Here is a 24,232-nt window from a genome sequence, read left to right on the forward strand (position 1 = left end):
AAGGGCCGGTTTCGGATGTCTCCGAAACCGGCCCTCACCTGCGACTGTCTCCAGTCGGGACGACAGGATTTGAACCTGCGACCCCTTGACCCCCAGTCAAGTGCGCTACCAAGCTGCGCCACGTCCCGTTGCCCGTCTGACCTGGGGTTTCCCCCGGCCGAACGCGCATGAGAACAATACCGCACTTTCCCCGGTGCTCACCAACGCCTTTCCCGTGCCCCGGGAGGGGCGCGGGCCGGAGGCGCACCGGTCACGCTCCGTGACGCGCCTTCGCGCCGGCCGTCGTCCTCGCGGGTCCCGGGAGGGGCGGAGGAGCGAGGGGGCGGGGCCTCGGCCGGCGGGCCGGAGGGCGTGGGGAGGGCGGTCGAAGGGGTGCCGAAATGCCGCTCCTTTGTCGAGTAATAGGCTCATATGCTGAAGCACGGGGGCTCGTGACCATATGCACCGGCGCTTTTCGCCAACGGTGCGTGGCAGAAAGACGCCTACCGGAAAGAGGCGGTGGTCCGGGTCGAGCAGGCCAGGACCACACAGAACACAGTCGGTTTCAATCGTCAACCGCTCCTGTTTCAGACAAACTTCCTGGCGATATTGCTCCATCCCGGAAAGATCAACACCATGAAGAGGTCGGCCTGTTCGGGACGGGACCACTGCCGATGCACCATCCGCTCGGACAACCAGCCGGGCAGGCGTTTCGCAGGGGAGGGACTCGGATGGACAGCTACTTCAACGGCCGACTGCATCATGAGCTCAGGGATCGGGTCCGCGACTTCGCGGAGCGTGAGGTCCGGCCGTACATAGCCGAGATGGAGGAGTCCCGGACCGTTCACCACGAGCTGTCCCGGCGGATCGCCGCGCAGGGCTGGCTGGGCGCGACGATCCACCAGGAGTACGGCGGCATGGGCGCCGGCCACCTGGCCAAGACGATCATCATCGAGGAGCTCTCCCGGGTCAGCGGCGCCATGGGCGCCATGGTCCAGGCCTCCCAGCTGGGCACCGCCAAGATCATCCACTTCGGCAGCGACGAGCAGCGCAAGACCTGGCTCCCCGCCATCGCCGCCGGCGACTGCCTGCCGACCATCGCGGTCACCGAGCCCGAGGCCGGCGGTCACGTCCTCGGCATGAGCGCCGAAGCGGTCCGGGACGGCGACGACTACATCCTCAACGGCAGCAAGGTCTACGTCGGCAACAGCCACGTCGGTGACCTGCACGGCGTCGTGGTCAGGACCGGTCCCGGTTCGAAGGGACTCACGGCCTTCCTGGTCGAAGCCGACCGTCCGGGGTTCAGGACCGGTCCGCAGCAGCCCGCCATGGGACTCCACGGCTTCAGCTTCGGCGAGCTGATCTTCGAGAACTGCCGCGTGCCGGCCGCCAACCGGCTCGGCGACGAGGGCGACGGCCTCTCCGTCGCGTACTCCTCCAGCGTGCTGTACGGGCGGGCCAACCTCACCGCCGTCTCCCTCGGCATCCACCAGGCGATCCTGGAGGAGACCACCCGGTTCGCCTCCGAGCGCATCCGCTACGGCAAGCCGCTCCACGACCTGCCCACGGTCAAGCTGAAGCTGGGCCAGATGCAGTCCCGGCTGATGACCGCCCGGTTGGCCGCGTACCACGCCGTGCACCTGCTCGACCAGGGGTTCTCCTGCGACGCCGAGCTGATGAACGCCAAGCTGGTCAACGTCGAGTCGGCGATCGACTCGGGCCGCAACGCCATGGAGATCCACGCGGCCGCCGGTCTCTTCACGGACCGGAACCTCGAACGGTACCTGCGGGACGCGTTCCACATCTTCGCCCCGGCCGGCACCTCCGACATCCAGCTCCTGCGGCTGGGCGAGATGGCCCTCGGCCTGGACAAGGGGAGCTGGTCGGAGCGGCTGTCCGAGGTGGTCCGCACCCCGGAGCCGGCGCACCTCTGATCCGCCCCGGCACGGAGCCGCGCGGCCGGACCCACGCGGTACACGGCGGGGCCCCGGTACGGACGTCTCCGTACCGGGGCCCCGACGCGTGCCGGACGGCGGCGGTCAGAGCATGCCGTCCTCGCGGCGGTGGATCTGCTCCACCAGCTCCGCCGCCATCGTCTTGATCGTCTCCAGGCCGGCGCGCCCCCACGGGTGCACGTCGGTGTCGACCACGCAGATGGTGCCGAGCGCCACGCCGGTGCGGTCGATCAGCGGCGCCCCCATGTAGGAGCGGATGCCGATCTCGTCCACCACCGGGTTCCCCGCGAAGCGCGGGTAGTCGCAGACGTCCTCCAGGACGAGCGCCTTGCGCCGCACCACCACGTGCGGGCAGTAGCCGTGGTCGCGGGCCATGAAGCGGCCCACGCCTCCCCCGCCCGCGGCGGCGGCGCCCAGGTCGCTGCCGGAGTGGGTGCCCTCGGGGGTGTGGAGCCCCGCGAAGAACTGCCGGTTCTCGTCGATGAAGTTGACCATCGAGAACGGGGCGCCGGTGACCTCGGCGAGCCGCTGGGCGAAGTCGTCGAACGCCGGGTCCGGTCGTTCCCCGAGACCCAGCTCGCGCAGCCGCCGCACGCGGGTCTGCACGTCCTTGTCGTGCGGGGTCAGCAGGAGGTGACCGGTCGGGTCGTAGGTCATGGTGTGGCTCCGTAGCTCGGCACGGTGTCCGGGATGGTGGTGAGCAGATGCTGGACGAGGGTCAGCAGGGTACGGATGCCGGCGCTGGAGATGCGGGCGTCGCAGAGGACGACCGGCACCTCCGGCCTGAGGTCGAGCGCGGCCCGCACCTCGTCCGGCTCGTAGCGGTGGGCACCGTCGAACTCGTTGATCGCGACGACGAAGCGGATGCCCCGCCGCTCGAAGAAGTCGACGGCGGCGAAGCAGTCCTGGAGCCTGCGGGTGTCGGCGAGGACGACGGCCCCGAGCGCGCCCTCGGAGAGTTCGTCCCACATGAACCAGAAGCGTTCCTGGCCCGGGGTCCCGAAGAGGTACAGCACGTGGCGGTCGTCGAGCGTGATGCGGCCGAAGTCCATGGCGACGGTGGTCGTGGTCTTGGACTCCACGCCCACCAGGCTGTCGGTGGCCGCGCTGACCGAGGTCAGCAGCTCTTCGGTGCTCAGCGGTTCGATCTCGCTGACGGCGCCCACGAAGGTCGTCTTGCCGACGCCGAATCCGCCCGCGACCAGGATCTTGAGCGCGGTGGGGAAGGGGTCGGACGAGAAGCTCTCGTGGCGCTCAGAGCCGTTGTCGTAGGCCATCGAGCACTGCCTCCAGCAAGGAACGGTCGGTTGGGTTGGCGTGGAACCGGGGTGCCCGGGCGGTGAGCGCCCCGCAGTCCACGAGGTCGGAGAGCAGGACCTTGGTGACGACGGCCGGGAGCCGTAAGTGCGCCGCGACCTCGGCCACCGAGGTGGGCCCGTCGCACAGCCCGAGGGCGAGGGTGTGCTCGGGGCCCATGTGCGCCTGGGGGGACGAACCGGTCGCCATCACCATCGACAGCAGGTCGAGGGCGGTGGTGGGCCTGGTCCGTCCTCCGCTGACGGTGTACGGGCGGATGAGGCGCCCGGCCGCGTCGTCGAGCCAGGGGCCGTCCTGGGGGGACGTCACGGTCACCGCCCGAGGCCGCCGACCACGCCGGCGGCCTGCCGGGCGGGGGTGACCAGGTAGGGCCGGACGCTCTTGACGAGCATCGCCATCTCGTAGCCGAGGACGGCGGCGTCCGCCTCGCGCCCGGCGAGGACGGCCAGGCAGGTGCCGGAGCCCGCGGTGGAGACGAACAGGAGGGTGGAGTCGAGCTCCACGACCACCTGGCGGACCTCACCGCCGTCACCGAACCGGACGCCCGCGCTCCGGCCGAGCGAGTAGAGCCCGGAGGCGAGGGCCGCCATGTGGTCGGCCGCGTCGGGGTCGAGGCCGTGGACGGATTTCACGAGGCCGTCGGAGGAGAGCAGGACGGCGTTGCGGGTGTAGGGGACCCGCTGGACCAGCCCGCTCAGCAGCCAGTCGAGATCCGAGGAATGGCCGGTCGGCACATTGCTCGCCATGGTGCATCTACTCCTTGTGCGCATCGCCGGGACGCGGCGGTTCGTGGGGGACGGGCTGGGACTCGGCGAGGCCGATGCCGCGCTGGAAGGCGGCCATCAGGCCCGGGTCGTGCAGGGTGTGCTCCTCGGTGTTGCGGTTCACGGGCTCGTCGCGCAACTGCGGGACGAGGTGCTCCTGGGCGCGCCGCTTGGGCAGCAGGGGCCTGCCGTCGGCCTCGGCGGGGGGTGCCGGGGGGAGCGGCGCGGTCAGGGAGGCGGGCGGGCCCTGGTGTCCGGCGCCCGCCGTCCGGTCCGCCGCGGCGGGGCCCCGGCCGTCGTCGCCGTATCCGCTCGGCCGCTCGGCCGTGCGGGAGTACGACGGGTACGCGTGCGCGCCGGTGCCGGCGGTCTCCTCGTGACGGGCGGCGGGCCGCTCCGGGGAGGACACGGACACCGGGGAGGACACGGACACCGGTGCGGGGGCGGGCGCGGGAACGGGGGCCGGCGCGGGGGCCGTTCCGCTCGTGAGCGGGGACGCCTGCGGGTGGGCGCGGGTCCGGTCCGGTACGGGGGCCGGCGTCTGGTGCGGGATCGGCGCCGGGGCCGCGACGGCGGGCCGGGACGGGGCCGTGACGACGGGCTGGGGCGGGGCCGTGACGGCGGGCTGCGACGGCGGCTGGGGCTGCGTCTGCGCCTGGCCGGTCGGGACGGCCGGGGAGCCGGCGGCCGCGGCTGCCTGGCGCTCGTGCTGGGCCAGTCCCTCCGGGTCGGCGCCGAGGAGGCCCTGCGGGAGGACGAGCACGGCCTGCACGCCGCCGTAGATGTTGGACTGGAGGCGTACGGCGATGCCGTGCCGCCGGGCGAGGGCCGAGACGACGAAGAGCCCGATGCGGCCGTCCTGGAGCAGGTGCGCGACGTTGACCTGGTCGGGGTCGGCGAGCAGGGCGTTCATCTTGTTCTGCTCGGTGACGGGCATGCCGAGTCCCCGGTCCTCGACCTCGATCGCGAGGCCCGCCGTGACGTACTGGGCGCGCAGCAGCACCGTGGTGTTCGGCGCGGAGAACAGCGTCGCGTTCTCGACCAGTTCGGCGAGGAGGTGGATGACGTCGGCCACGGCATGGCCCCGGAGCGTACCGTCGATCGGGGGTACGAGCTTCACGCGCGGGTACTGCTCGACCTCGGCGATGGAGGAGCGGAGCACCTCGGTCATGGTGACCGGGTTCGACCACTGGCGGCGGGAGATGGCGCCGCCGAGCACGGCGAGGTTCTCGGCGTGGCGGCGGATGCGGGTGGCCAGGTGGTCGACGTGGAAGAGGCCCTTGAGCAGCTCCGGGTCCTCGACCTCGTTCTCCAGCTCGTCGAGGAGCTGGATCTCGCGGTGGACCAGGGACTGGAGGCGCCGGGCGAGGTTGACGAAGACCTCGACCTTCTGCTCGTTCCCGACGCTGCTGGAGAGCCGGGACGCCTGGACGACGGCCGCCACGGCCGCCTCGTGGGAGCGGGTCAGCTCCTGCGAGAGCAGGTCGAACGCGTCCCCCGCGGCGGAGGGCGCGGGCGGCGCGGGGCGGGGCGGGAGGCCTTCTCCCCCGCGCAGTTGCTCGACGATGGTGCGCAGTTCGCCCTGCTGGTGGGCGGTCGCGCGGCGCAGTGCGTCGCAGCGGTCGAGTACGGCCCTGGCCGCGCGGTCCGCGCCGAGCGCGGCGGCCGCCACGGAGGCGGCGGTGAGGGCCGCGGCTCCGGCGAGCGCGGCCCAGAGGCCGGGCGTGAGGGCCGCTCCCGTGGAGCGGACGGTGAAGAGGACGGCCGCCGCGCCGCCCAGGGCCACCGCGACGGCGGGGAGGACGGAGGTGCGCAGGATCTGGGGCCGTATGCGGGTTTCCGCCGGGAGCCGCGCGGGGGACTGCGCGGTGGGGTGGTTGCCGTTGCCGGAGGAGCGGGCGCCCGGCCGGCCGTGCCGCCCGCCCTCACGTCGGTCGGAACGCGGAACGGGTGCGCGAAGTTGAGACATGGGTGTCCTTGGTACGTGCCCGGGATCGGCGTACTGCGGGGGTGTGCTGAGGGGGTCCTGAGAGGGGTCCTGGGGGGGGGTGGACTACGGGGGTGCGGTCAGCCTACCGATGATCATCAGCCACACACTGTAGTCGCCAACCATTCACCCGTGGTGCGCAGTTGGCAAACTTACCCGTAGAACGAGCCTCTCTGGTATTGCACTTCGCACGACAGGCCGAGAAGTATTGGCCGAAAGACGACGTCATGGCGCGGAGTGATCGCGGGGAGGACGGGAGCGGAAGGGGGCGGAGGCGTCTTCGCACCCCCGCCCTCTGCGGAAATCGGCCCCCACCGGAATCCGCCGGCGGAGAGGGCCGACCGCCCGGCCCGCCCGGACGCCGCCGGGCGCCCGCGCCCTCCGGGCCGCCCGCCGGGCGCCCGGTCCGGAGCCTCCGGACGCCCGTCCGGCCTCCGGGGCGGCGGGCGGGTCTCCGTCCGGACGCGCGTGCGAACGGCTGGAAACCGAGGGTTCCGTGACGTTCGGTGAGCGGGAAAATTTTCCGGATCGTTCCGGGGCACGGGACGGGACCGGACCGCCGGCGCCCGGGGTGCCGGCGGCGTCACCACGGCCGGTGCCACCGGCCGCCCGCCGGGCCGGGGTCACCGCCCCGCGCCCCGGACGTGTCCCCGGCGGCCGCGTCCCGTCACCGGGCCCGGCTCCGGCGTCGCGTGCCGGGGCCGCGACGGCGGTCACGCCCGCGCCTCCCGGGGCGACGGCTCGTCCTCGCCCGACGTCAGCGATCGCCCGCCGGGTCGAGGTCACGCCCGGGTGCCCCGGCAGGAGTCTGCGCCGACCGGGGCCGGCGCCACGGGCGGGCGATCGGACGGGAGACGGCCCGCCACCACGGGTCCCCGGGCAGCCTGTCCGCCGGCTCGAACGGCTCGCCGGGGCGGGGGAACGCCACCGCCTGCCCGGCCTCCTCCGCCGCGTCCTTCGTCCACTCCCCCGGCTCCGCCCAGGCGTGCGGGGCCAGGTTGAAGGTGCCCCAGTGGATCGGCAGCAGCACACCGGCCGGCCCGCCGCCCTGGAGGTCCAGGTGGGCCCGCAGGCCCTCCGCCGGGGTCATGTGGATGTCGGTCCAGAACTCGGAGTAGGCACCGAGCTGGATCATGGTGGCGTCGAAGGGGCCGTGGGCCGCGCCGATCTCCCGGAAGCCGGAGAAGTAGCCGGTGTCGCCGCTGTGGAAGATCCGGTGCCCGGCGCCCCGCACGACCCAGGAGGCCCAGAGCGCGTGCTGCCTGTTGCGCAGGCCCCGGCCGCAGAAGTGCCGGGCCGGGGTGGCCGTCAGCCGCAGCCCGCCCACCTCGGTGGACTCGTTCCAGTCCAGTTCCCGCAGCCGGGAGGCGGGCACGCCCCAGCGCTCCAGGTGCGCGCCGACGCCGAGCGGCACCGCGAAGAGCGTGTCCGTGGTGGCCAGTGCCTTGATCGTCGGCAGGTCGAGGTGGTCGTAGTGGTCGTGCGAGATCACGACCACGTCGACGGGGCCGAGCGCGGAGAGCGGCACGGGCACCGGGTGGAGCCGCCTGGGACCGGCGAACGGGAACGGGGAGCAGCGGTCTCCCCAGACCGGGTCGAAGAGGACCCGGTGGCCGTCGATCTCGGCGAGGACGCCGGAGTGTCCCATCCAGGTGAGGCGCAGACCGGTGGCCGGGGGACGGGCCAGGTCGGCCACGGTGGTGGGGTGGACGGGGATCGCGCCGACGGGGGCCCGGCGGGCGCGCCCCTCCTTCTCGAAGTAGGTCCTGGCGAGTGCGACGGTCGACCCGGAGGGGCCCCGGCGGGCCGGCTCGGGGTTCTGGAAGGACCCGTTCCTGAAGTTCGGCGAGCGGCGGACGCGGGCGAGGCGCTCGCCCTCGGGGTCCGCGCCGAAGGACTCGGGGCGCGGCGGGCGCGGTCGGGCCCGCGGCGAGCGGTCTGGGCCGGTACCGGTCACGGGAGCTCCTGGTCTCTGGGGGGCGTTCCATTATGGCGGCCCGCGTCCGGAGGGCCGGGGCGGCCCGTGTCCAGAGGTCTGGGGCGGCCCGCGTCCAGAGGGTTGTGGAGGTCCGCGTCCAGAGGCTGGGGCGACCCGTGTCCGGAGGGCCGGGACGATCCGCGTCCGGAGGTCTGGGGCAGCCCGTGTCCGGGGAGCCGGGGCGGTCGGCGTCCGGAGGTCTGGGGCGGTCCGTGTCCGGGGAGCCGGGGCGGTCCGCGCGGCGCGGCTCCGGCCGGCGGGGAGCCGGCCGGCGGGGAGCCGGTCGCGCACCGGGACGCCGGCGCGCATTTTCCTGTCATGCGCCTGACATTCACGGAGCGGGAGCGCGCCCGCCGCGCTCCGTGCGCGGGGACCGGCCGGCCGCCGCCCCCTCCCGCACCGCGGCGGCCCACCGGGCCGGCGGCGGACAGGAGCGGGGCGGGGAGCGGCGCGGCCGGCCCGGGAGCCCGGTCCGTCAGAGCAGTTCGAAGACCGCCGAGACGGTGACCTGCTCCTCGATCTCCCCGGGGGCGAGGGGGACGCCCGTCTCCTCGGCGGCGACGGCGGCGGCCCCGGAGCCGGGGCGCACGGACTCCCCCTCGCTCAGCGAGACCAGCCGGCCGAGTCGGTGGCCGCTGAGCCGGGCGTGCTGGGTCGCCTTGTCGTACGCGTCCCGGAAGGCGGCCTCCCGTGCCCTGGCCCGCAGCGCCGACGGGTCGGCCACGTCGAACACGACGCCGTTGATGCGGGCCGCGTCCCGGGTGGTCTCGTTGACGGCGCCGACGACCTGCCCGGTCCTGTCGATGTCGCGGACCTTCACGGAGAAGCCCTGGCCCGCCTGGTACCCGGACACCTTGCTCTCCCCCTGGGCGTTCTGGGTGTAGACCGGGGCCAGGGAGAGGCTGTCGGTGCGGATGTCCCGTTCGGCGATCCGCTGCCCGCGCAGCACCTCCATGAGGGCCTTGGCCGCCGCGCTCTGCGCCGCCATCGCCTCCTTCGCCGTGGCACGGGTGGCCTCGACGCCGATGGACAGGATGGCCAGATCGGGCGCGGAGGCCGCGCGTCCGGTGCCGCTGACGGTGACCGTCGCGGTCTCCTGCTCCGCGGCGGACGGTGCCGTCCGCGCGAACGCGGCGGCCGGGGCGGGTGCGGCGGCCAGGGCCGGGGCGGCGGTTCCGGCCAGGAGACCGCCGAGCACGGCGGTGGCGGCGAACAGACGGGCGGTGCGGGCGGCGTTGGGCCGGCGGGTCGTCACGGGCGGTCCCTTCGGAGGTGAGTGCCGGGGCTCCGGCAGGCACATCCCAGCACCCGGCGCCGCCGCGCCCCGTGCGCCACTCCTGACCGGTGTCCCCCTTCACCTCTCCATACCAGCGGGGCGCGGCGCCCGGCACGCGCGGCCGGGTCCGCGGGGCCGTCCCGTACGCCCCGGGACGGAGCCCGCGCCCGCGTCCGCCGCGTCGCGGTCCGGCGGTCCGCCCCGGCCGGGTCCGGCGCGCCCCGCCCGGGGCGCCCCGCGGATGACGTTGTCGGTGCCGCTTGGTAGAACTCTTGCACCAGCGACCCACGCCGTCCGCCCTCCCCTGGAGCACCCTCATGACCATCGGCCACCACCTGCAGGAGTTCCACGGTCTCCCCGTGTTCGACTTCCCGGACGCGGCCGCCCCGGTCGGGCTGCCCGACGCGTCCGGGGTCGCCTGGCGGATCTCGGCGCCGACGTACTCCGACCCCGGTGACGAGCGGTGGGGCCCGCGCTTCGAGCGGTTCCTGAAGGCGGTCGACGCCTCGCGGGTCCGCGCGATCGTCGTCGGCGGCTGGGACGAGCCCTACGAGACCTCGTCCGCCGGCATCGTCACCGCCCTGATGGGCGCCAACAACCGGCTCACCGGCCTGGAGGCGGTCTTCCTCGGCGACATGACGTTCGAGGACTGCGAGATCTCGTGGATCATCCAGTCCGACGTGACGCCGCTGCTCGCCGCCTACCCGGCGCTGCGCGAGCTGGGGGTGCGCGGCGGCACGGGCCTGGCGTTCCCGTCGGTCCGGCACGCCGCCCTGGAGACCCTGGTGGTGGAGACCGGCGGTCTCGGCGCCGAGGTCGTGCGCGGGATCGCCGGCAGCGACCTGCCCGCCCTGGAGACCCTGGAACTCTGGCTCGGCACCGACGAGTACGGCGGCGACAGCACCCCCGGGGACCTGGCCCCGCTGCTCGCCGGCACGTCCTTCCCCGCCCTGCGCCGCCTGGGCCTGCGGAACAGCGTGATCGAGGACGCGGTCGCCGCCGCCGTGGCGGACGCGCCCGTCACCGCCCGGCTCGAACGGCTCGACCTGTCCATGGGCGTGCTCACGGACGAGGGGGCGGCGGCCCTCCTCGGCGGGCGGCTGACCCACCTCTCGCACCTCGACCTCTCGCACCACTACCTCTCGGACCCGATGCGGGAGCGGCTGCTGGCCGCGCTGGTCCCGCACGGCGTGACCGTGGTCATCGACGAGGCACAGGCGCCGGAGGAGTACGACGACGAGGTCCACCGGTACGTCGCGGTCGCCGAATGACCCCCGGCCCGCGCCCCGTGGTCGTCGGCGTCCCGGCGGACCGCCGCGTGGCGTTCTTCCAGGACGCGCTGCGGCGTGCCGGGCTGCCCGGGGCGCGGGTCGTGTCCTGGCCCGACGTACTGCGGGGCCGGGCCCGGTTCGAGGCGGGCGAGACCGTGCGCCTGGACTCGCCCGGCGGGGAGCCGGAGGCCGACCGGCTGCTGCGCGGGGTCGACGACCCGGCCCGGGTCGAGGGCACCGGCCGCTGGTACGAGCGGTTCACCGCCGCCGTGGCGGACCTCGCCCGGAGCGTCGAGGGGGCGGGGGCCGTCCTCGTCGACGACCCCGCCGAGCTGCCGGTCCTGTTCGACAAGCGGCTGTGCCACGGCCGGCTGCGGGCGGCCGGCGTGCCGGTGCCCGAGTCGCCGACCTCCGGCGACGCCGCGCCGGCCGTGCGCGGCTGGGCGGACCTGCGGACGCTGACGGCCGGGGCCGGGATGCGCCGGGTGTTCGTGAAGCCCGCGCACGGTTCCTCCGCCTCGGGGGTGCTCGCGGTGGAGACGAACGGCGCGGGCCGGGTCCAGGCCACCACCTCGGTGGAGCGCGGGCCGGACGGCCGGCTGTTCAACTCCCTGCGGATACGGCGCTACACGAGCGAGCGCGAGGTCGCCGCGATCGTGGACGCCCTCGCCCCCGACGGCCTGCACGTCGAGCGGTGGCTGCCGAAGGCCACCCAGGGCGGGCGGGCCGCCGACCTGCGGGTGGTGGTGATCGACGGGCGGGCCACCCACGCGGTGCTCCGCACCAGCCGCTCCCCCCTGACCAATCTGCACCTGGGCGGCGCCCGGGGCGACCTGGACGCCGCCCGGGCCGCGATCGGCGCCGTCGGCGGGCGGTGGGCGGACGCCCTCGGGGTGTGCGAGCGGGCCGCCGCCGCGTTCCCCGGCACCCGGTGCGTGGGCGTCGACCTGCTGCCCTCGTCGGGGTGGCGGCGCTTCTCCGTGGGCGAGGTCAACGCCTTCGGCGACCTGCTGCCCGGTCTCACGGGCCTGCCCGGCGGCGGGGCCGAGGGCCTGGACACCTACGCGGCGCAGGTGGCCGCGCTGTTCCCCCGTGCCGCGCCCGCCCCGCGCACGACAGGCACCACCCGCACCACAGGAACGAGCTCCACGTGAACCAGCCCGACATGAACGCGGTCGTCGGCAGCCACGACCTTCTCCTGGTCACCCTCGACACGCTCCGGTACGACGTGGCCGCCGAGCTGGCCGCCGAGGGGCGCATCCCGAACCTGGCCCGTCACCTGCCCGGCGGCGCCTGGGAGCGGCGGCACGCGCCGGGGAGCTTCACCTATGCCTCCCACCAGGCGATCTTCGCCGGTTTCCTGCCGACCCCCGCCGCGCAGGGGCCCCATCCCCGGCTGTTCGCGGCCCGTTTCGCGGGGAGCGAGTCGACCGCCGGCGGCACCTGGGTCCACGACACCCCCGACTTCGTCTCCGCCCTCGCGGACGAGGGCTACCGGACGGTCTGCATAGGCGGGGTGGGCTTCTTCGACAAGCGGCCGCCGCTCGGCTCCGTGCTCCCCGGCCTGTTCCGGGAGAGCCACTGGGAGCCCTCCTTCGGCGTCGCCTCCCCCACGTCGTTCGAGTCCCAGGTCGAGCGCGCCGAGGAGGTGGTGGCGGGGCTCCCCCGGGAGGAGCGGCTCTTCCTCTTCGTCAACGTGTCGGCGCTGCACCAGCCGAACTGGTTCCACCTGCCGGGGGCGACGCGCGAGGCGGGCGACTCGCGGGAGACGCACGCGGCGGCCCTGGAGTACGTCGACCGGCACATCGGGCGGCTCTTCGCCGCGGCGAGCGCCCGGCGCCCCTGTTTCGCGATCGTCTGCTCCGACCACGGCACCGCGTACGGGGAGGACGGCTTCACCGGTCACCGGCTCGGCCACGAGGTCGTGTGGACGGTGCCGTACGCGCAGTTCGTCCTGCCGGGCCCCGGCGGGGAGGCCGCCGCGTGAAGGCCTCCGGCGTCCCCCTCCCCCGTCCGTACCGGAGCTACGTCTACGCCTACCCGCACAAGACGGCGTACCGGAGGCTCCCCGAACGGCCCGGACTGGCCGCGCTCTGGGCCCGGGAGCCGAAGGACGCGCTCTCCCTCTACGCGCACGTGCCGTTCTGCGAGGTCCGCTGCGGCTTCTGCAACCTCTTCACCAGGATCGGCGCCCCCGACGGGCTGACCACCCGCTACCTCGACGCCCTCGACCGGCAGGCGGCCGCCGTGCGCGAGGCCCTGGGCGACGGGGCTCCGGTGCGGTTCGCCACGGCGGCGTTCGGCGGCGGCACGCCCACCTTCCTCACCGCCGCCGAGCTGGAGCGGCTCTGCGACATCGCGGAGAAGCGCATGGGGGCGGACCTGCGGGCGGTGCCGCTGTCCGTGGAGACCTCGCCCGCGACCGCGACCGCCGACCGGCTCGCGCTGCTCGTGGAGCGGGGGGCCACCCGGCTCAGCATCGGGGTGCAGAGCTTCGTGGAGGCCGAGGCGCGGGCGGCGGTCCGGCCGCAGCGCCGGGCGGACGTGGAGGCGGCGCTCGGCCGGATCCGGGACACCGGCGTCCCCGTGCTCAACATCGACCTGATCTACGGGATCGGCGGGCAGACCGAGGAGTCCTGGCGCGCGTCGCTCGACGCGGCCCTGGCCTGGCGCCCGGAGGAGCTGTACCTCTATCCGCTGTACGTCCGGCCGCTGACCGGGCTGGGCCGCCTGCCCGCCGAGGACGACCGGGAGTGGGACGAGCGGCGGCTGCGGCTGTACCGGTGCGGCCGGGACCACCTCCTGGCCCGCGGCTACGAGCAGGTGTCGATGCGGATGTTCCGGCGGGCGGACGCGGCGCCGCCCGGCCCCGCCGACCACGCGTGCCAGACGGACGGGATGATCGGCCTGGGCTGCGGGGCCCGTTCGTACACCTCCGCCCTGCACTACTCCTTCGACTACGCCGTGGACATGCGGGAGGTCCGCTCGATCGTCGACGCCTACACGGAGACCGGGGACTTCTCGCGCGCCGAGGTGGGCCGGTGGGTCGACGCCGGGGAGGCCCGCCGCCGTCATCTGCTCCAGTCGCTGCTCCAGGCGGAGGGGATGCCGGTCGCCGGGTACGAGGAGCGGTTCGGTTCCTCGCCGTTCGCGGACTTCCCCGGGGAGCTGGCCCGGTTCGAGGCGTTCGGCTGGCTGGACGGGGAGGCGCCGGAGGGGCTGCTGCGGCTCTCGCCGGAGGGCCTGGCGTACTCGGACGGGCTGGGTCCGGAACTGTTCTCGCCCGGGGTGCGGGCCGCGATGGCCGCGTACGAGCCGAAGTAGGGGCCGGCCGTGGATCTGACACTGCTCTACCGGGGGCCGCTGTCCTCCTGCGACTTCGACTGCCCGTACTGTCCCTTCGCCAAGCGCCGGGACAGCCGGGAGCAGCTGCGCGCGGACCGGGCGGCGCTCGAACGGTTCACCGGGTGGGCCGCCGCGCAGACCGGGGACCGGCTGCGCGTCCTGTTCACGCCGTGGGGCGAGGGCCTGGTGCGCTCCTGGTACCGGCGGGCCCTCGTCGAGCTGTCCCGGCTGCCGCACGTCGAACGGGTGGCGATCCAGACCAATCTGAGCTGCCGGACCGACTGGCTGGCGGAGGCGGACCGGGAGAGCGTGGCGCTCTGGTGCACGTACCACCCCGGGCAGACGGCGCCCAGGCGCTTCCTCGCCAAGTGCCGCGACCTGGCGGAGCGGGGCGTGCGGTTCAGCGTCGGCGTGGTCGGTCTTCCCGCGCACCTGGAGGACGCGCGGCGGCTGCGGGACGCGCTGCCGCCGCACGTGTACCTGTGGGTGAACGCGGCCGAGGGGCACACGTACTCCGACGCGGAGGCCGCGCGGTGGACGGAGCTCGACCCGCTCTTCCCGTACAGCCGGCATCCGCACCGCTCGGCGGGGCTGCCGTGCCGCACCGGAGAGTCGGTGATCTCGGTGGACGGCGGGGGGACGGTGCGGCGCTGCCACTTCGTCAGGGCCGAGCTGGGCAACCTGTACGACGGCTCGTACCGCGCCGCCCTGCGTCCCCGCCCCTGCCCCCTCGCCGTCTGCGACTGCCACATCGGCTACGTCCACCTGGAGACGCTGCCGCTGTACGACGTGTTCGCCGGCGGGGTCCTGGAACGGATTCCCGCCGTGCCGCCCGCTACAGGGCGATGAGGTCCCCGAGGGGCATCAGGTCGGGGCGCTTGGCCGCGACGCGGTCCCCGGAGCTCTCGCCGCGCAGCCGGCGCCCGATCCAGGGCACGAGGTGCTCCCTCGCCCACTGGATGTCGTCGCGGCGCACCTCGAGCGTGCCGCGCGGCGGGACCGGCGGCCACGCCTGGTCGGGGTCGGCGGGCACCGGGATGCCGAGGACCTGGGCGGCGCGCAGGGCGACCCGGGTGTGTCCCTCGGGCGAGAGGTGCAGGCGGTCGCCGTCCCAGGCCCGCCGGTCCTGGACGGACTTCAGGGACCACAGGTCGAGGACCGGGCAGTCGTAGCGGTCCGCGATGGCGCGGACGTGCGCGGTGTAGGTGGCGATCTTGCCGCGCAGGTGCCGGAGCAGGGGGACGTCGCGGGTGTCGAAGCCGGTGGTCACCATGACGGTCCCGACGGCGGAGGTCAGGTCGGCGACGGCGCGCTCGAAGCGCTCGGCCACGTCGTCCGGGTCGGAGCCGGGACGGATGATGTCGTTGCCGCCGGCGCAGAAGGTCACCAGGTCGGGGGCGAGTTCCTTCGCCCGGGGGACCTGTTCCGCCACGATCTGGTCGAGGAGCCGGCCCCGTACGGCCAGGTTGGCGTAGCGGAAGGAGTCGTGCTCCGGCAGCCGGTCGGCGAGCAGGACCGCGAAGCGGTCCGCCCAGCCGACGTACGTCCCGTCGGGGCCCGGGTCTCCGACGCCTTCGGTGAAGCTGTCACCGATCGCCGTGTACGACCCGAATGCGTTCATGTCTCTTGATCTCGAATCGTCTGCCACGAACGCACATCATTCCTTCTTCCGTGTGACCTACGCGACCGTAAGGAGGGGTTGACGGCGGGTGATATATGCCACCGGTAAAGATTCCGCCACGTCGGAATACGACGGCGGCCCGGTGCTTTCGCGCCGGGCCGCCGGAAAAGGGGGTTCTCGCCGTTTTCGTCAGACGGAGACGCCGTGTCCGCGCAGGTATGCCAGCGGGTCGACGTCCGAGCCGTAGCTCGGCGAGGTGCGGATCTCGAAGTGCAGGTGCGGGCCGGTGGAGTTGCCGGTGGAGCCGGAGAGGCCGATCTGCTGGCCGCCGGTGACGGACTGGCCGGCCGAGACCGCGAGGGAGGAGAGGTGGGCGTACTGCGAGTAGTTGCCGTCGGCGTGCTTGATGACGACCTCGTTGCCGTAGGAGCCGCTCCAGCCGGCGGAGACGACCGTGCCGGCGCCGACGGCGCGGACGGTGGTGCCGGAGGAGGCGATGAAGTCGACACCGGTGTGGTAGCCGGAGGACCACATGGAGCCGGAGGCGCGGTACGGGGTGGAGAAGCCGCCGGTGACGGGGGCGACCCAGCCGGTGGAGGAACCGGTCGGGGAGCCGGTGGAGCCGCCGGGGGCGTCCGTGGTGGTGGCGGCCGGGGCGGCGGCGCGGCGGGTCTCGCGGGAGGCGCGCGGGGTGTCGTCGCCCTTCCCGGAACTCCGCGTGACCGGGGCGCTCTTCGGGCCGGCGGGGGCGGAGCCCCGGGCGCCGACGGTGAGCTTCATGCCGGGCATGATGAGGGAGGGGTCCGCGCCGATGGTCCGGCGGTTGTCCTCGTACAGCTTCTGCCAGCCGCCCGTGACGTGGTGGTCGGCGGCGATCTTCGACAGGTGGTCGCCGCGGACGACGGAGTACGTCACCGGCGTGTTCCTCGCGGCGGCCGGGGCGGCCTCGGCGGGGGTGGCCTTCACCGGGACGGCCTGCACCTGGGAGGCGGCCACGACGGCCGGCGCGGGGGCGGCGGCCGGGGCGGCCTGCTCGGCGGCGTGGGCGCCCGTGGCTCCGAGGAGCGGGAGGGCGACGACGGCGCCTCCCGTGCCGGCGGCGGCGAATCCGCGGGTGAGGAGGTTGTTCTTCGGGCGGCGGTGCTTACCCTTCGCGGGCATGGATCGTTCCTCTCCGGCGCCTGCGAGGTGAGCTGTCGGGTTCGGACTGGAGATGTCCGGCCGCGTTCTCACGCGGCTTCACCCCGAGCCGTCCTGTGTCACGGGACCGGCGTACTTCCTGGGTCCCCCGCTCCTGCCACGCATGGGATGGGTGGAATTCCGGACGGTGGCAGGATTCGGCGGTCCGACCGGATTGACGGTGACGCTAGACGAGCGGGGTCGGCGCGAACAAGCCACTGCTCCGGCCCGGGATTCCCCGCTAGATCATTACGGCGGGATCACGGTCACCCTCCGTGGATGACGGTCCTTCGATTTCCCTTTGGCGTACGGAAATCACGCCGGTCCCCCGGCCACGATCCGTCACTTCTATGACGCTGCTCACGCGCCGCCTTCCATCTCCCCCTCAACCAGGGCTTGTTATACCCAAGGCCTCAATTCGGACAGTTCCCCCATTACCGTCCGAGGGGGTGCGCCACGCGCCTCCCGCCCGGATGATTGCCCCAGGAACCCGTCCCGCGCCGGACACCCGAACGCCGACCCCCAGGAGCATCCGTGACGCAGCAGTTGCCGCAGGTCCCGCCCGCCGAAGCCGTCGAGCCCGAGCTTGCGGGGGTCCGCAACTTCCGGGACGTGGGCGGCCTGCCGACGGCGGACGGGCGTGCCGTCCGCCCCGGCCGCCTCTTCCGCAGCGGCCACCTGGCCCACGCGACCGAGGCCGACGCCGCCTTCCTCGCCTCGCTCGGCCTGCACACCGTCTTCGACTTCCGCAACGAGGCCGACCGGCGGATCGAGGGCGCGGACGTCGAGCTGCCGGGCGTGCGCAACGTGAACATACCGCTCAACGACCCGGCCGACGGCAAGGAGTTCTGGAAGCTGGTGCGCGACGGCGGGATCGCACAGCTGCGGGAGGCCCTGGGCGACGGCAGGGCGGCCGCCCGGATGTCCGATTCGTACCGGAGGATGGTGGTCGAGCGAACCACGGAACACAGCCGCATCCTGCACTCCATGGCGGAGGAGAGCGTGCCGGCGCTGATGCACTGCGCGGCGGGGAAGGACCGCGCCGGGCTCGCCGTCGCGATCACCCTGCTCGCCGTCGGGGTCGACCGCGAGGCGATCGAGGCCGACTACGTGAAGTCGAACGAGCCGCACCGCCGCTACAAGGTGCGCCGCGGCTCCACCGCTCCGGACGCCATGGGGCCCGAGGTGATGGAGTTGCTGAGCCCGCTCTTCGACGCGCGCGCGGAGTACCTGCGGGCCGCCTTCGAGACGATCGACACGACCTGGGGCTCGGTGGACGCCTATCTCGCCGAGGGGCTGGGCCTGGCTCCGGAGACGCGCGAGCGGCTGCGGGAGCGCCTGCTCACGGAGGCGTAGACCCGGCGGCTCCACCCGCCCGGCGCCCGGCCTACTGGTTCTGCCCGCCCAGCATGAAGAGCAGGTAGAGGAAGCCGGCGAAGAGGTGACCGGCGATCAGGTAGGCGAAGAGGCGGAGCACCAGGCCCTTGGGGAACTTGCCCTCCCCGCGCTCCTCGCCGGTGACGGGTGCGGACTTCTCGGACATGTCGGTCCTTTCCTTGGAATGCGTCACGAAGGTCGGCGCCGGTGCGGGGTCCCGTCGCCGAGGCACAGCTCGGCGGCGGGGCTCTGCAGGAGGGTGTGCACGAAGAGCAGCTCGGCCCCGCCGGGGGTGGCGGCACCGATCCGGTGCGGGGTGAGCGAGTCGAAGTGCGCGCCGTCCCCGGGATCGAGGACGTGGACCGTCTCCCCGAGCGCGAGCCGCACCCGGCCCTCCAGGACGTGGATCCACTCCTCGCCCGGGTGGACGCGCACGATGTCGCCCCGGGTGGCGTACGGCACGTGGACCCGCAGGCACTGGAGGGCGCGTCCGGCGCCGCCCGCCTGGCGGTAGATCCAGCCGTCGGCCTCGACCGGCTCGGAGCGGCCGGCCCGGATCACGGGGTCCCGCTCGGGAGGGGACTCCCCCAGGAGTTCCGAGACCGTCGTACCGTAGATGCGGGAGAGGGCGAGCAGCATGGGCAGCGAAGGCTGCCGGTTGCCCGTCTCCAGGCGCGAGAGGTGGGCGGGCGAGAGGCCGGCCCGCCGGGCGGCGGCCTCCAGGGTGAGCCCCCGGCGCCGGCGCAGCGCCCGCAGCTGCGGGGCGACGTCCGGCAGGACGTCGGGAGCGGCGGGGTCCGGGGAAGGCTCCCCGGGGACGTGGTCCATGCGTCCATTCCGCCAGGATCGTGCCTCTGAGGCAAGTTTATTGCCCCAGAGGCAAAACCCGGGCCGGGCGGCGCGCGTCAGCGCTGCGCGACCGCCTGCTTGACGAGCGTCCTGCCGAAGTCCCACATCAGCCCGCCCCCTCCGTGGGCCTCGTCCATGACCGCCGTGAAGGCGGTGACGAACCGGTCCACGTCCGCCTCGTCGACGACCAGCGGCGGGATCAGCTTGATCACCTCCAGGTGGTCCCCGGAGACCTGGGTGAGGATGCGGTGCCGCTGGAGCAGCGGGACGACGACCATCTGGGCGAAGAGGCCCTTGCGGGCCGCCTGGAGCATCGCCCAGCGGCTCCGGAGGCCCAGCGAGGACGGCCGGCCGAACTCGATGCCGATCATCAGACCGCGCCCGCGGACCTCGTGGAGCAGTTCGTACCGGGGCACCAGCTCCCTCAGGCGGCCGGCGAGCAGGTCGCCGATCCGGCGCGCGTGGGCGACCGTGCCCTCCCGCTCCATCACGGAGAGGACGGCGAGCCCGGCGGCCATGGCCTGCGCGTTCGATCCGAAGCTCGCGGAGTGGACCAGGACCCGGTCCATCGAGGAGTAGACCTTCTTGAAGATCCAGTCCTTGCCGAGGGTGGCGCCGACCGGCACGTAACCGCCCGAGAGCGCCTTCGCGACGCAGACCAGGTCCGGCTCGACGCCCTCCTCGTGCTGGTACGCGTAGAAGTCGCCGGTCCGGCCGAGGCCGGTCTGCACCTCGTCCGCGATCAGCAGGGCGCCGTGCCGGCGCAGCAGCTCCTGGGCCCCGCGCAGGAAGCCGGGCGGGGCCTCCTGGACGCCCTTCCCCTGGATCGGCTCCACGACGAAGCCGGCCACGTCTCCCCCGCGCAGTTCGCGCTCCAGGGCGTCGAGGTCGCCGAGGTCGATCGCGGTGTCCGGCAGGAGCGGGGCGAAGCCGTCCCGGAAGCCCCGCTCGCCGTTGACGGAGAGGGAGCCGGTGGTGAGGCCGTGGAAGGCGTGGGAGCAGTAGACGATCCTGGGCCGCCCGGTGGCGTACCGGGCGAACTTGAGGGCGGTCTCGACGGCCTCGGTGCCGCTGTTGCCGAAGAAGACCCGGTCGAGGTGGGGGCTGTGGGCGAGCAGCCGCTCGGCGAGGAGGCCGGGCAGCGGCTGGCAGTCGAAGCGGGTGAGGTCGGCCAACCCGGCGTCCAGGACGTCGTGGAGGGCCTTGCGGACGACGGGGTGGTGCCGTCCGAGGCCCATCACGCCGAAGCCGGCGAGCATGTCGAGGTAGTCGGCGCCGTCGGCGTCCCAGAAGTGGGCGCCCTCGGCCCGCTCGTACACCTTGTCGAAGCCGATGGTGTGGAGCATGCGCGGCAGCTGGGGGTTGAGGTACCGGGCGTGCAGCTCGTACCGCTCGCCCCCGCGCCCGGCGAGCAGGGCCCCCAGGTCGAAGCCCTCCGTCATGCCCCGCTCACCGTTCTCCTCCGGAGACGGTCTCCCTGACCGCGCGCAGCGACTCCTTGAGGGAGCCCATGGTGGCGAGGACGGCGGTGGGCTCGTAGCCGCAGTGCGCCATGCAGTTGGCGCAGCGCGGGTCCTTGCCGCGGCCGTACTTGTCCCAGTCGGTCTCCTCGACGAGTTCGCGGTACGTGGGGACGTAGCCGTCGCTCATCAGGTAGCAGGGGCGCTGCCAGCCGAAGAGGGAGTAGTTGGGGATGGCCCAGGCGGTGCAGGGGAAGTCCGCCTTCCCCTCCAGGAAGTCCAGGAAGAGCGGCGAGTGGTTGAGCCGCCAGCGGCGCCGGTTCCCGCCGGAGAAGGCCTTCCTGAAGAGGTCGCGGGTCTGCTCGACGCCGAGGAAGTGCTCCTGGTCGGGGGCCTTCTCGTAGGCGTAGGCCGGCGAGATCATCATCTCGTCGACCTGGAGGTCGTCGTTGAGGAAGTCGAGCACCTCGATGACGGTCTGCGGGGTGTCGGTGTTGAAGAAGGTCGAGTTGGTGGTGACCCGGAAGCCGCGCCGTTTGGCCTCCTTGATCGCCGCCACCGCCTCGTCGAAGACGCCCTCCTTGGCCACGGACTCGTCGTGCCGCTCGCGCAGGCCGTCGATGTGCACGGCGAAGGCGAAGTACCGGGAGGGGGTGAAGTCCTCCAGCTTCTTGCGGAGCAGCATCGCGTTGGTGCAGAGGAAGACGTACTTCCTCTTCGCCACCAGCTGGCGCACGATCTCGTGGATCTGGGGGTGCATCAGGGGCTCGCCGCCCGCGATGGACACCATGGGGGCGCCGGACTCCAGGACCGCGCCGACCGCCTGGGCGACCGGCATGCGCTGCTTGAGGACACCCGCCGGGTGCTGGATCTTCCCGCAGCCCTCGCACTTGAGGTTGCAGGCGAAGAGCGGTTCGAGCTCGACGATCAGCGGGAACTTGTCGCGCTTGCGGAGCTTCTGTTCGAAGAGGTAGGTCCCGACCCGGACGGACTGACGGAGCGGCATGGCCATAACTCGTTCACCTCCTGGGGAGCAGCAAAGAACGGTGCCATTCGAAGAAAGCGGGAAGGACGGCACGAAGGACGCGAAAGGCCGATATTCCCCCGCGAACCGTGCCAATGCGGACCAGCTCGTGTTCCGGAGCGTCCACGACCACCCGGACGGCCGCAACCGGGCGCGCTCCCGGCCCCTCGCCGAACGCCCCGGCGGCACGCGCGGTGCGCAGGGTCACGGCGGACTCCATGTCGACGGCGATCGCGCCGGTGCCCCGCAGCGCGGCCCGCCCGGGGCCCCGCACCACGTGGTCGGAGCCGCTCAGCGGGCCGACGTGGACGGCCCGGCCCGGCACCGCCCGGGCCAGGGCCCTCACCAGCAGGTCGGTGCCGGTGCACGCGGTCGTGCCGCCGGGCCCCCGGGTCTCGTCGGCGACGATCAGGTCCCCGGGGCGCATGCCCGGGACGAGCCCCGCGCAGAACCCGGAGGCGATCACGGCCGCGTCCCACCGGCGCCGCTCCCCCAGCGCCCGGGAGACCGCCCCGCGGGCCCGGCCGGGGCCCATGCCCGTCCGCAGCACGGTGACCGGGCCGGAGGCGCCGCCCCGGACGCCGCTGCGCAGGGCGAGCTGCTCGATGCCGAGCGCGCAGGCGATCAGGAGCGGCGGGGCGGCGGCCGGCCCCGGCCCGCCGTCCATCAGCCCTCCTCGCGGAACGCGGGGTCCCCGTACACGTAGCGGCCCAGCGCCGTGAGGGGGAAGACCAGCCGGTAGAGGTGGTAGTTGATGGAGAAGTCCCAGGGGAACCCGGTGCCGGTGAAGTACGGCTCGTCCCACGAACCGTCCGGGAGCTGGGTCGCGGCCAGCCAGGCGACGCCCCGGCGGACCGGCTCGGACTCCCGCTCGCCCGCGGCGAGGAGGGCGATCAGGGCCCAGGCGGTCTGGGAGGCGGTGGAGGCGCCGTGCCCGATCCACTCCTCGTCCCGGTACGAGCGCAGGTCCTCGCCCCAGCCGCCGTCCTCGTTCTGCACGGAGCCGAGCCAGGCGACGGCGCGGCGGACCGCCGGGTGGGAGGAGGGGAGGCCGGCGGCGGCGAGCGCGGGGAGCACGGAGCCCGTCCCGTACACGTGGTTGACGCCCCAGCGGCCGAACCAGGCGCCGTTCGGCTCCTGCGCGGCGAGCAGCCACTCGATGCCGCGGCGGGTGCGGGGGTCCCGGGCCAGGCCCTCGTGGGCGAGCATCTCCACGACGTGGGCGGTGACGTCGGCGGAGGGCGGGTCGATCACCTCGCCGAAGTCGCAGAAGGGCAGCTTGTTGGGGAGGGCGCTGGTGTTGTCGGCGTCGAAGGCGCCCCAGGCGCCGTCGCGGGACTGCATGCCGAGGGTCCAGCGGACGCCACGGGCGACGGCCGCCTCCAGCCGGGCCGGTTCGGTGTGCCGGACCCGGCGCAGGGCGAGCAGGACCTCGGCGGTGTCGTCGACGTCGGGGTAGTTGTCGTTGTGGAACTCGAACGCCCAGCCGCCCGGCGGGAGCCCGGGACGGCGCACCGTCCAGTCCCCGGGGCGGGTGATCTCCTCGTCCAGCATCCAGCCGGCGGCCTTCACCAGGGCCGGGTGGTCGGGGGCGAGCCCGGCGTCGGCGAGGGCGATGGTGGCGAGGCAGGTGTCCCAGACGGGCGACTGGCAGGCCTCGATCATCCGGGAGCCGTCCTCGCGCCGGACGGCGAACCGGTCGAGCGACTCCAGGCCGGCCCGCATGACGGGGTGCCCCAGGTCGTAGCCGAGGAGGTGGAGGGCGATGATCGAGTAGACGGCGGGGGGCTGGATGCCGCCCCAGCAGCCGTCGTTCTCCTGGCGCTCGACGATCCACCGGGCGGCGAGGTTCATGGCCGTCTCGCGCACCGGGCGCGGCGCCACCCGGTGGTAGAGGTGGAGCGCCTTGTCGAGCCGCTGGAAGATCCCGTCCCAGCCGGTCACCGGAGCGAGGGGGCGGGGCGGGTTCGGGCGGGCCGGGTCGGTGTGCAGCTCGTCCAGCGGGAAGGGGGCGGGGCGGACCGGGCGCTTCGCGGAGACCACGGTGAGCGGCACGATCGTCTGCCGGGCCCAGCAGCCGAAGTCGTAGATGTTCAGCGGGAACCACTTCGGCAGGAAGAGCAGTTCCGGGGGCAGTTCGGGCAGGTCCTCCCAGCGCCACCAGCCGAAGAGCGCCAGCCAGATCCTGGTGAAGACCCGGGCGGCCGCGATGCCGCCGCGCGCGCGGACCCAGGCGGAGGCGCGGGCCATGTGCGGGGCTTCGGGCGGGTCCCCGGCGAGCCGCAGGGCCACGTAGGCCTCGACGGTGGCGGAGAGGTCGCCGGGCCCGCCGTAGAAGGTGGCCCAGGCTCCGTCCTCGCGCTGCTCGCGGCGGATGTGGAGGGCGGCGGCCCGGGTGGTGTCGGCGTCGAGGATGCCCAGGAACTGGCGGAGGAGCAGGTCCTCGGCGTCCATGGTGACGTTGGTCTCCAGGTCGCCCTTCCACCAGCCCTCCGGGTCCTGCCGGGCGAGCAGGTGCTCGGCGGCCCGCGCCGCGGCCCGCGCGGCGGTCTCTTCGGGTCTCTCCGGCCCGAAGACGGTCCCCGCCGGCGGCGCGAGGGTGTCGGTCGTCTCGTTCGCCGCGGCCGTCCGGGGGCTCACGGCCCCGGCGCTTCCGTCGGTCGTCGCTGTCATGGCTTCCCCTTCGTGCAGTCCGTTTCCTTCTGCTCCTGCGGGTCTGCCGTCGGGGGGGGCCCGGGGGGGGCCGGCCGCGGCCCCCCCCCCCAAAAAAGGGGGTTGGGGGGAAACCGTTACTGCGACCCCCCAATGGGGCCCGGGGGGGGGGGGGGGCCCCCCCCCGGCGGGGCAGTG

22 protein-coding genes, 1 tRNA gene and 1 riboswitch are annotated in these 24,232 nt (G+C 73.9%); of the genes, 7 read left to right on the forward strand and 16 right to left on the reverse strand.

Annotated features, from left to right (window positions below):
* Positions 1–54 precede the first annotated feature (54 nt).
* Positions 55–128 (reverse strand) — tRNA-Pro (locus ACZ3IL_RS14180).
* A gap of 582 nt (positions 129–710) precedes the next feature.
* Between ACZ3IL_RS14180 and ACZ3IL_RS14185 the strand changes: the two genes are divergently transcribed.
* Positions 711–1,913 carry an acyl-CoA dehydrogenase family protein gene (locus ACZ3IL_RS14185; RefSeq protein WP_467390027.1) on the forward strand — a complete coding sequence of 401 codons (1,203 nt, stop codon included), beginning with the start codon at positions 711–713 and terminating at the stop codon, positions 1,911–1,913.
* Between the two features lie 105 nt (positions 1,914–2,018).
* Here the strand turns inward: ACZ3IL_RS14185 and ACZ3IL_RS14190 are convergent, their stop codons facing one another.
* From ACZ3IL_RS14190 to ACZ3IL_RS14220, 7 genes are all read right to left on the reverse strand, one after another.
* The gene (locus tag ACZ3IL_RS14190; protein ID WP_388697244.1) at positions 2,019–2,591 is read right to left on the reverse strand and encodes a GAF domain-containing protein; all 573 of its coding nucleotides are present in this window, start codon (positions 2,589–2,591) and stop codon (positions 2,019–2,021) included.
* A complete protein-coding gene (locus ACZ3IL_RS14195) occupies positions 2,588–3,211 on the reverse strand; it encodes a GTP-binding protein (RefSeq protein WP_467390028.1) in 624 nt (207 codons plus the stop codon). Before ACZ3IL_RS14195 ends, ACZ3IL_RS14190 begins: the two co-directional genes overlap by 4 nt.
* Complete coding sequence (locus ACZ3IL_RS14200; protein ID WP_467390029.1) at positions 3,189–3,560, reverse strand: DUF742 domain-containing protein; 372 nt, start codon at positions 3,558–3,560, stop codon at positions 3,189–3,191. The genes ACZ3IL_RS14195 and ACZ3IL_RS14200 overlap by 23 nt, the downstream gene beginning before the upstream one ends.
* 2 nt (positions 3,561–3,562) lie before the next feature.
* Positions 3,563–3,997, reverse strand: coding sequence for a roadblock/LC7 domain-containing protein (locus ACZ3IL_RS14205; protein ID WP_467390031.1), 435 nt, complete (start codon positions 3,995–3,997; stop codon positions 3,563–3,565).
* A gap of 7 nt (positions 3,998–4,004) precedes the next feature.
* Complete coding sequence (locus tag ACZ3IL_RS14210; RefSeq protein ID WP_467390032.1) at positions 4,005–5,984, reverse strand: sensor histidine kinase; 1,980 nt, start codon at positions 5,982–5,984, stop codon at positions 4,005–4,007.
* Between the two features lie 775 nt (positions 5,985–6,759).
* Positions 6,760–7,959: an MBL fold metallo-hydrolase gene (locus ACZ3IL_RS14215; RefSeq protein ID WP_467390033.1), complete on the reverse strand. Its 1,200-nt coding sequence runs from the start codon at positions 7,957–7,959 to the stop codon at positions 6,760–6,762.
* A 496-nt stretch (positions 7,960–8,455) separates the two neighbouring features.
* Positions 8,456–9,235: an SIMPL domain-containing protein gene (locus ACZ3IL_RS14220; RefSeq protein ID WP_467390034.1), complete on the reverse strand. Its 780-nt coding sequence runs from the start codon at positions 9,233–9,235 to the stop codon at positions 8,456–8,458.
* Positions 9,236–9,573: 338 nt separating this feature from the next.
* Here ACZ3IL_RS14220 and ACZ3IL_RS14225 point away from each other — a divergent pair, with 338 nt between their 5' ends.
* The 5 genes from ACZ3IL_RS14225 to ACZ3IL_RS14245 are packed head-to-tail and all read left to right on the forward strand — an operon-like array spanning position 9,574 to position 14,721.
* Positions 9,574–10,527 carry an STM4015 family protein gene (locus ACZ3IL_RS14225; protein WP_467390476.1) on the forward strand — a complete coding sequence of 318 codons (954 nt, stop codon included), beginning with the start codon at positions 9,574–9,576 and terminating at the stop codon, positions 10,525–10,527.
* Positions 10,524–11,681 (forward strand): STM4014 family protein, encoded by a 1,158-nt coding sequence (locus ACZ3IL_RS14230; protein ID WP_467390036.1) that lies wholly within the window; start codon positions 10,524–10,526, stop codon positions 11,679–11,681. The genes ACZ3IL_RS14225 and ACZ3IL_RS14230 overlap by 4 nt, the downstream gene beginning before the upstream one ends.
* Positions 11,682–11,692: 11 nt before the next feature.
* A complete protein-coding gene (locus ACZ3IL_RS14235; RefSeq protein ID WP_467390478.1) occupies positions 11,693–12,514 on the forward strand; it encodes an STM4013/SEN3800 family hydrolase in 822 nt (273 codons plus the stop codon).
* Positions 12,511–13,851, forward strand: a complete 1,341-nt coding sequence (locus ACZ3IL_RS14240) for an STM4012 family radical SAM protein (RefSeq protein ID WP_467390037.1) — start codon at positions 12,511–12,513, stop codon at positions 13,849–13,851. Before ACZ3IL_RS14235 ends, ACZ3IL_RS14240 begins: the two co-directional genes overlap by 4 nt.
* A gap of 9 nt (positions 13,852–13,860) precedes the next feature.
* Entirely contained in the window at positions 13,861–14,721 is an 861-nt protein-coding gene (locus tag ACZ3IL_RS14245; protein ID WP_467390038.1) for an STM4011 family radical SAM protein, read from the forward strand.
* Here the strand turns inward: ACZ3IL_RS14245 and ACZ3IL_RS14250 are convergent.
* Together ACZ3IL_RS14250 and ACZ3IL_RS14255 are read right to left on the reverse strand one after the other, a co-directional pair.
* On the reverse strand, positions 14,708–15,520 hold the full coding sequence (locus tag ACZ3IL_RS14250) for an SGNH/GDSL hydrolase family protein (protein ID WP_467390040.1): 813 nt from the start codon (positions 15,518–15,520) through the stop codon (positions 14,708–14,710). The two genes, ACZ3IL_RS14245 and ACZ3IL_RS14250, sit on opposite strands and share 14 nt — an antisense overlap.
* Before the next feature lie 162 nt (positions 15,521–15,682).
* Complete coding sequence (locus ACZ3IL_RS14255; RefSeq protein WP_467390042.1) at positions 15,683–16,654, reverse strand: peptidoglycan DD-metalloendopeptidase family protein; 972 nt, start codon at positions 16,652–16,654, stop codon at positions 15,683–15,685.
* A gap of 2 nt (positions 16,655–16,656) precedes the next feature.
* A riboswitch (cyclic di-AMP (ydaO/yuaA leader) is annotated at positions 16,657–16,818 on the reverse strand.
* A 388-nt stretch (positions 16,819–17,206) separates the two neighbouring features.
* On the opposite strand from ACZ3IL_RS14255, the gene ACZ3IL_RS14260 reads away from it, so the two are divergent.
* Positions 17,207–18,028 (forward strand): tyrosine-protein phosphatase, encoded by an 822-nt coding sequence (locus ACZ3IL_RS14260; protein WP_467390044.1) that lies wholly within the window; start codon positions 17,207–17,209, stop codon positions 18,026–18,028.
* Positions 18,029–18,059: 31 nt separating this feature from the next.
* Here the strand turns inward: ACZ3IL_RS14260 and ACZ3IL_RS14265 are convergent, their stop codons facing one another.
* The 6 genes from ACZ3IL_RS14265 to shc form a co-directional block, all read right to left on the reverse strand.
* Positions 18,060–18,215: a DUF6126 family protein gene (locus ACZ3IL_RS14265; protein WP_167534180.1), complete on the reverse strand. Its 156-nt coding sequence runs from the start codon at positions 18,213–18,215 to the stop codon at positions 18,060–18,062.
* 23 nt (positions 18,216–18,238) lie between these two features.
* Positions 18,239–18,877 (reverse strand): helix-turn-helix domain-containing protein, encoded by a 639-nt coding sequence (locus ACZ3IL_RS14270; RefSeq protein ID WP_467390048.1) that lies wholly within the window; start codon positions 18,875–18,877, stop codon positions 18,239–18,241.
* 77 nt (positions 18,878–18,954) lie between these two features.
* Positions 18,955–20,340 (reverse strand): aspartate aminotransferase family protein, encoded by a 1,386-nt coding sequence (locus tag ACZ3IL_RS14275; protein WP_467390050.1) that lies wholly within the window; start codon positions 20,338–20,340, stop codon positions 18,955–18,957.
* A gap of 7 nt (positions 20,341–20,347) precedes the next feature.
* Positions 20,348–21,370, reverse strand: coding sequence for an adenosyl-hopene transferase HpnH (gene hpnH, locus ACZ3IL_RS14280; protein ID WP_467390052.1), 1,023 nt, complete (start codon positions 21,368–21,370; stop codon positions 20,348–20,350).
* Positions 21,371–21,377: 7 nt separating this feature from the next.
* Complete coding sequence (locus ACZ3IL_RS14285; RefSeq protein ID WP_467390054.1) at positions 21,378–22,049, reverse strand: phosphorylase family protein; 672 nt, start codon at positions 22,047–22,049, stop codon at positions 21,378–21,380.
* Positions 22,049–24,055 carry a squalene--hopene cyclase gene (gene shc, locus ACZ3IL_RS14290; RefSeq protein WP_467390056.1) on the reverse strand — a complete coding sequence of 669 codons (2,007 nt, stop codon included), beginning with the start codon at positions 24,053–24,055 and terminating at the stop codon, positions 22,049–22,051. Before shc ends, ACZ3IL_RS14285 begins: the two co-directional genes overlap by 1 nt.
* Positions 24,056–24,232: the final 177 nt, after the last annotated feature.

It is taken from the genome of Streptomyces sp. NPDC014907 (genome assembly GCF_055562975.1).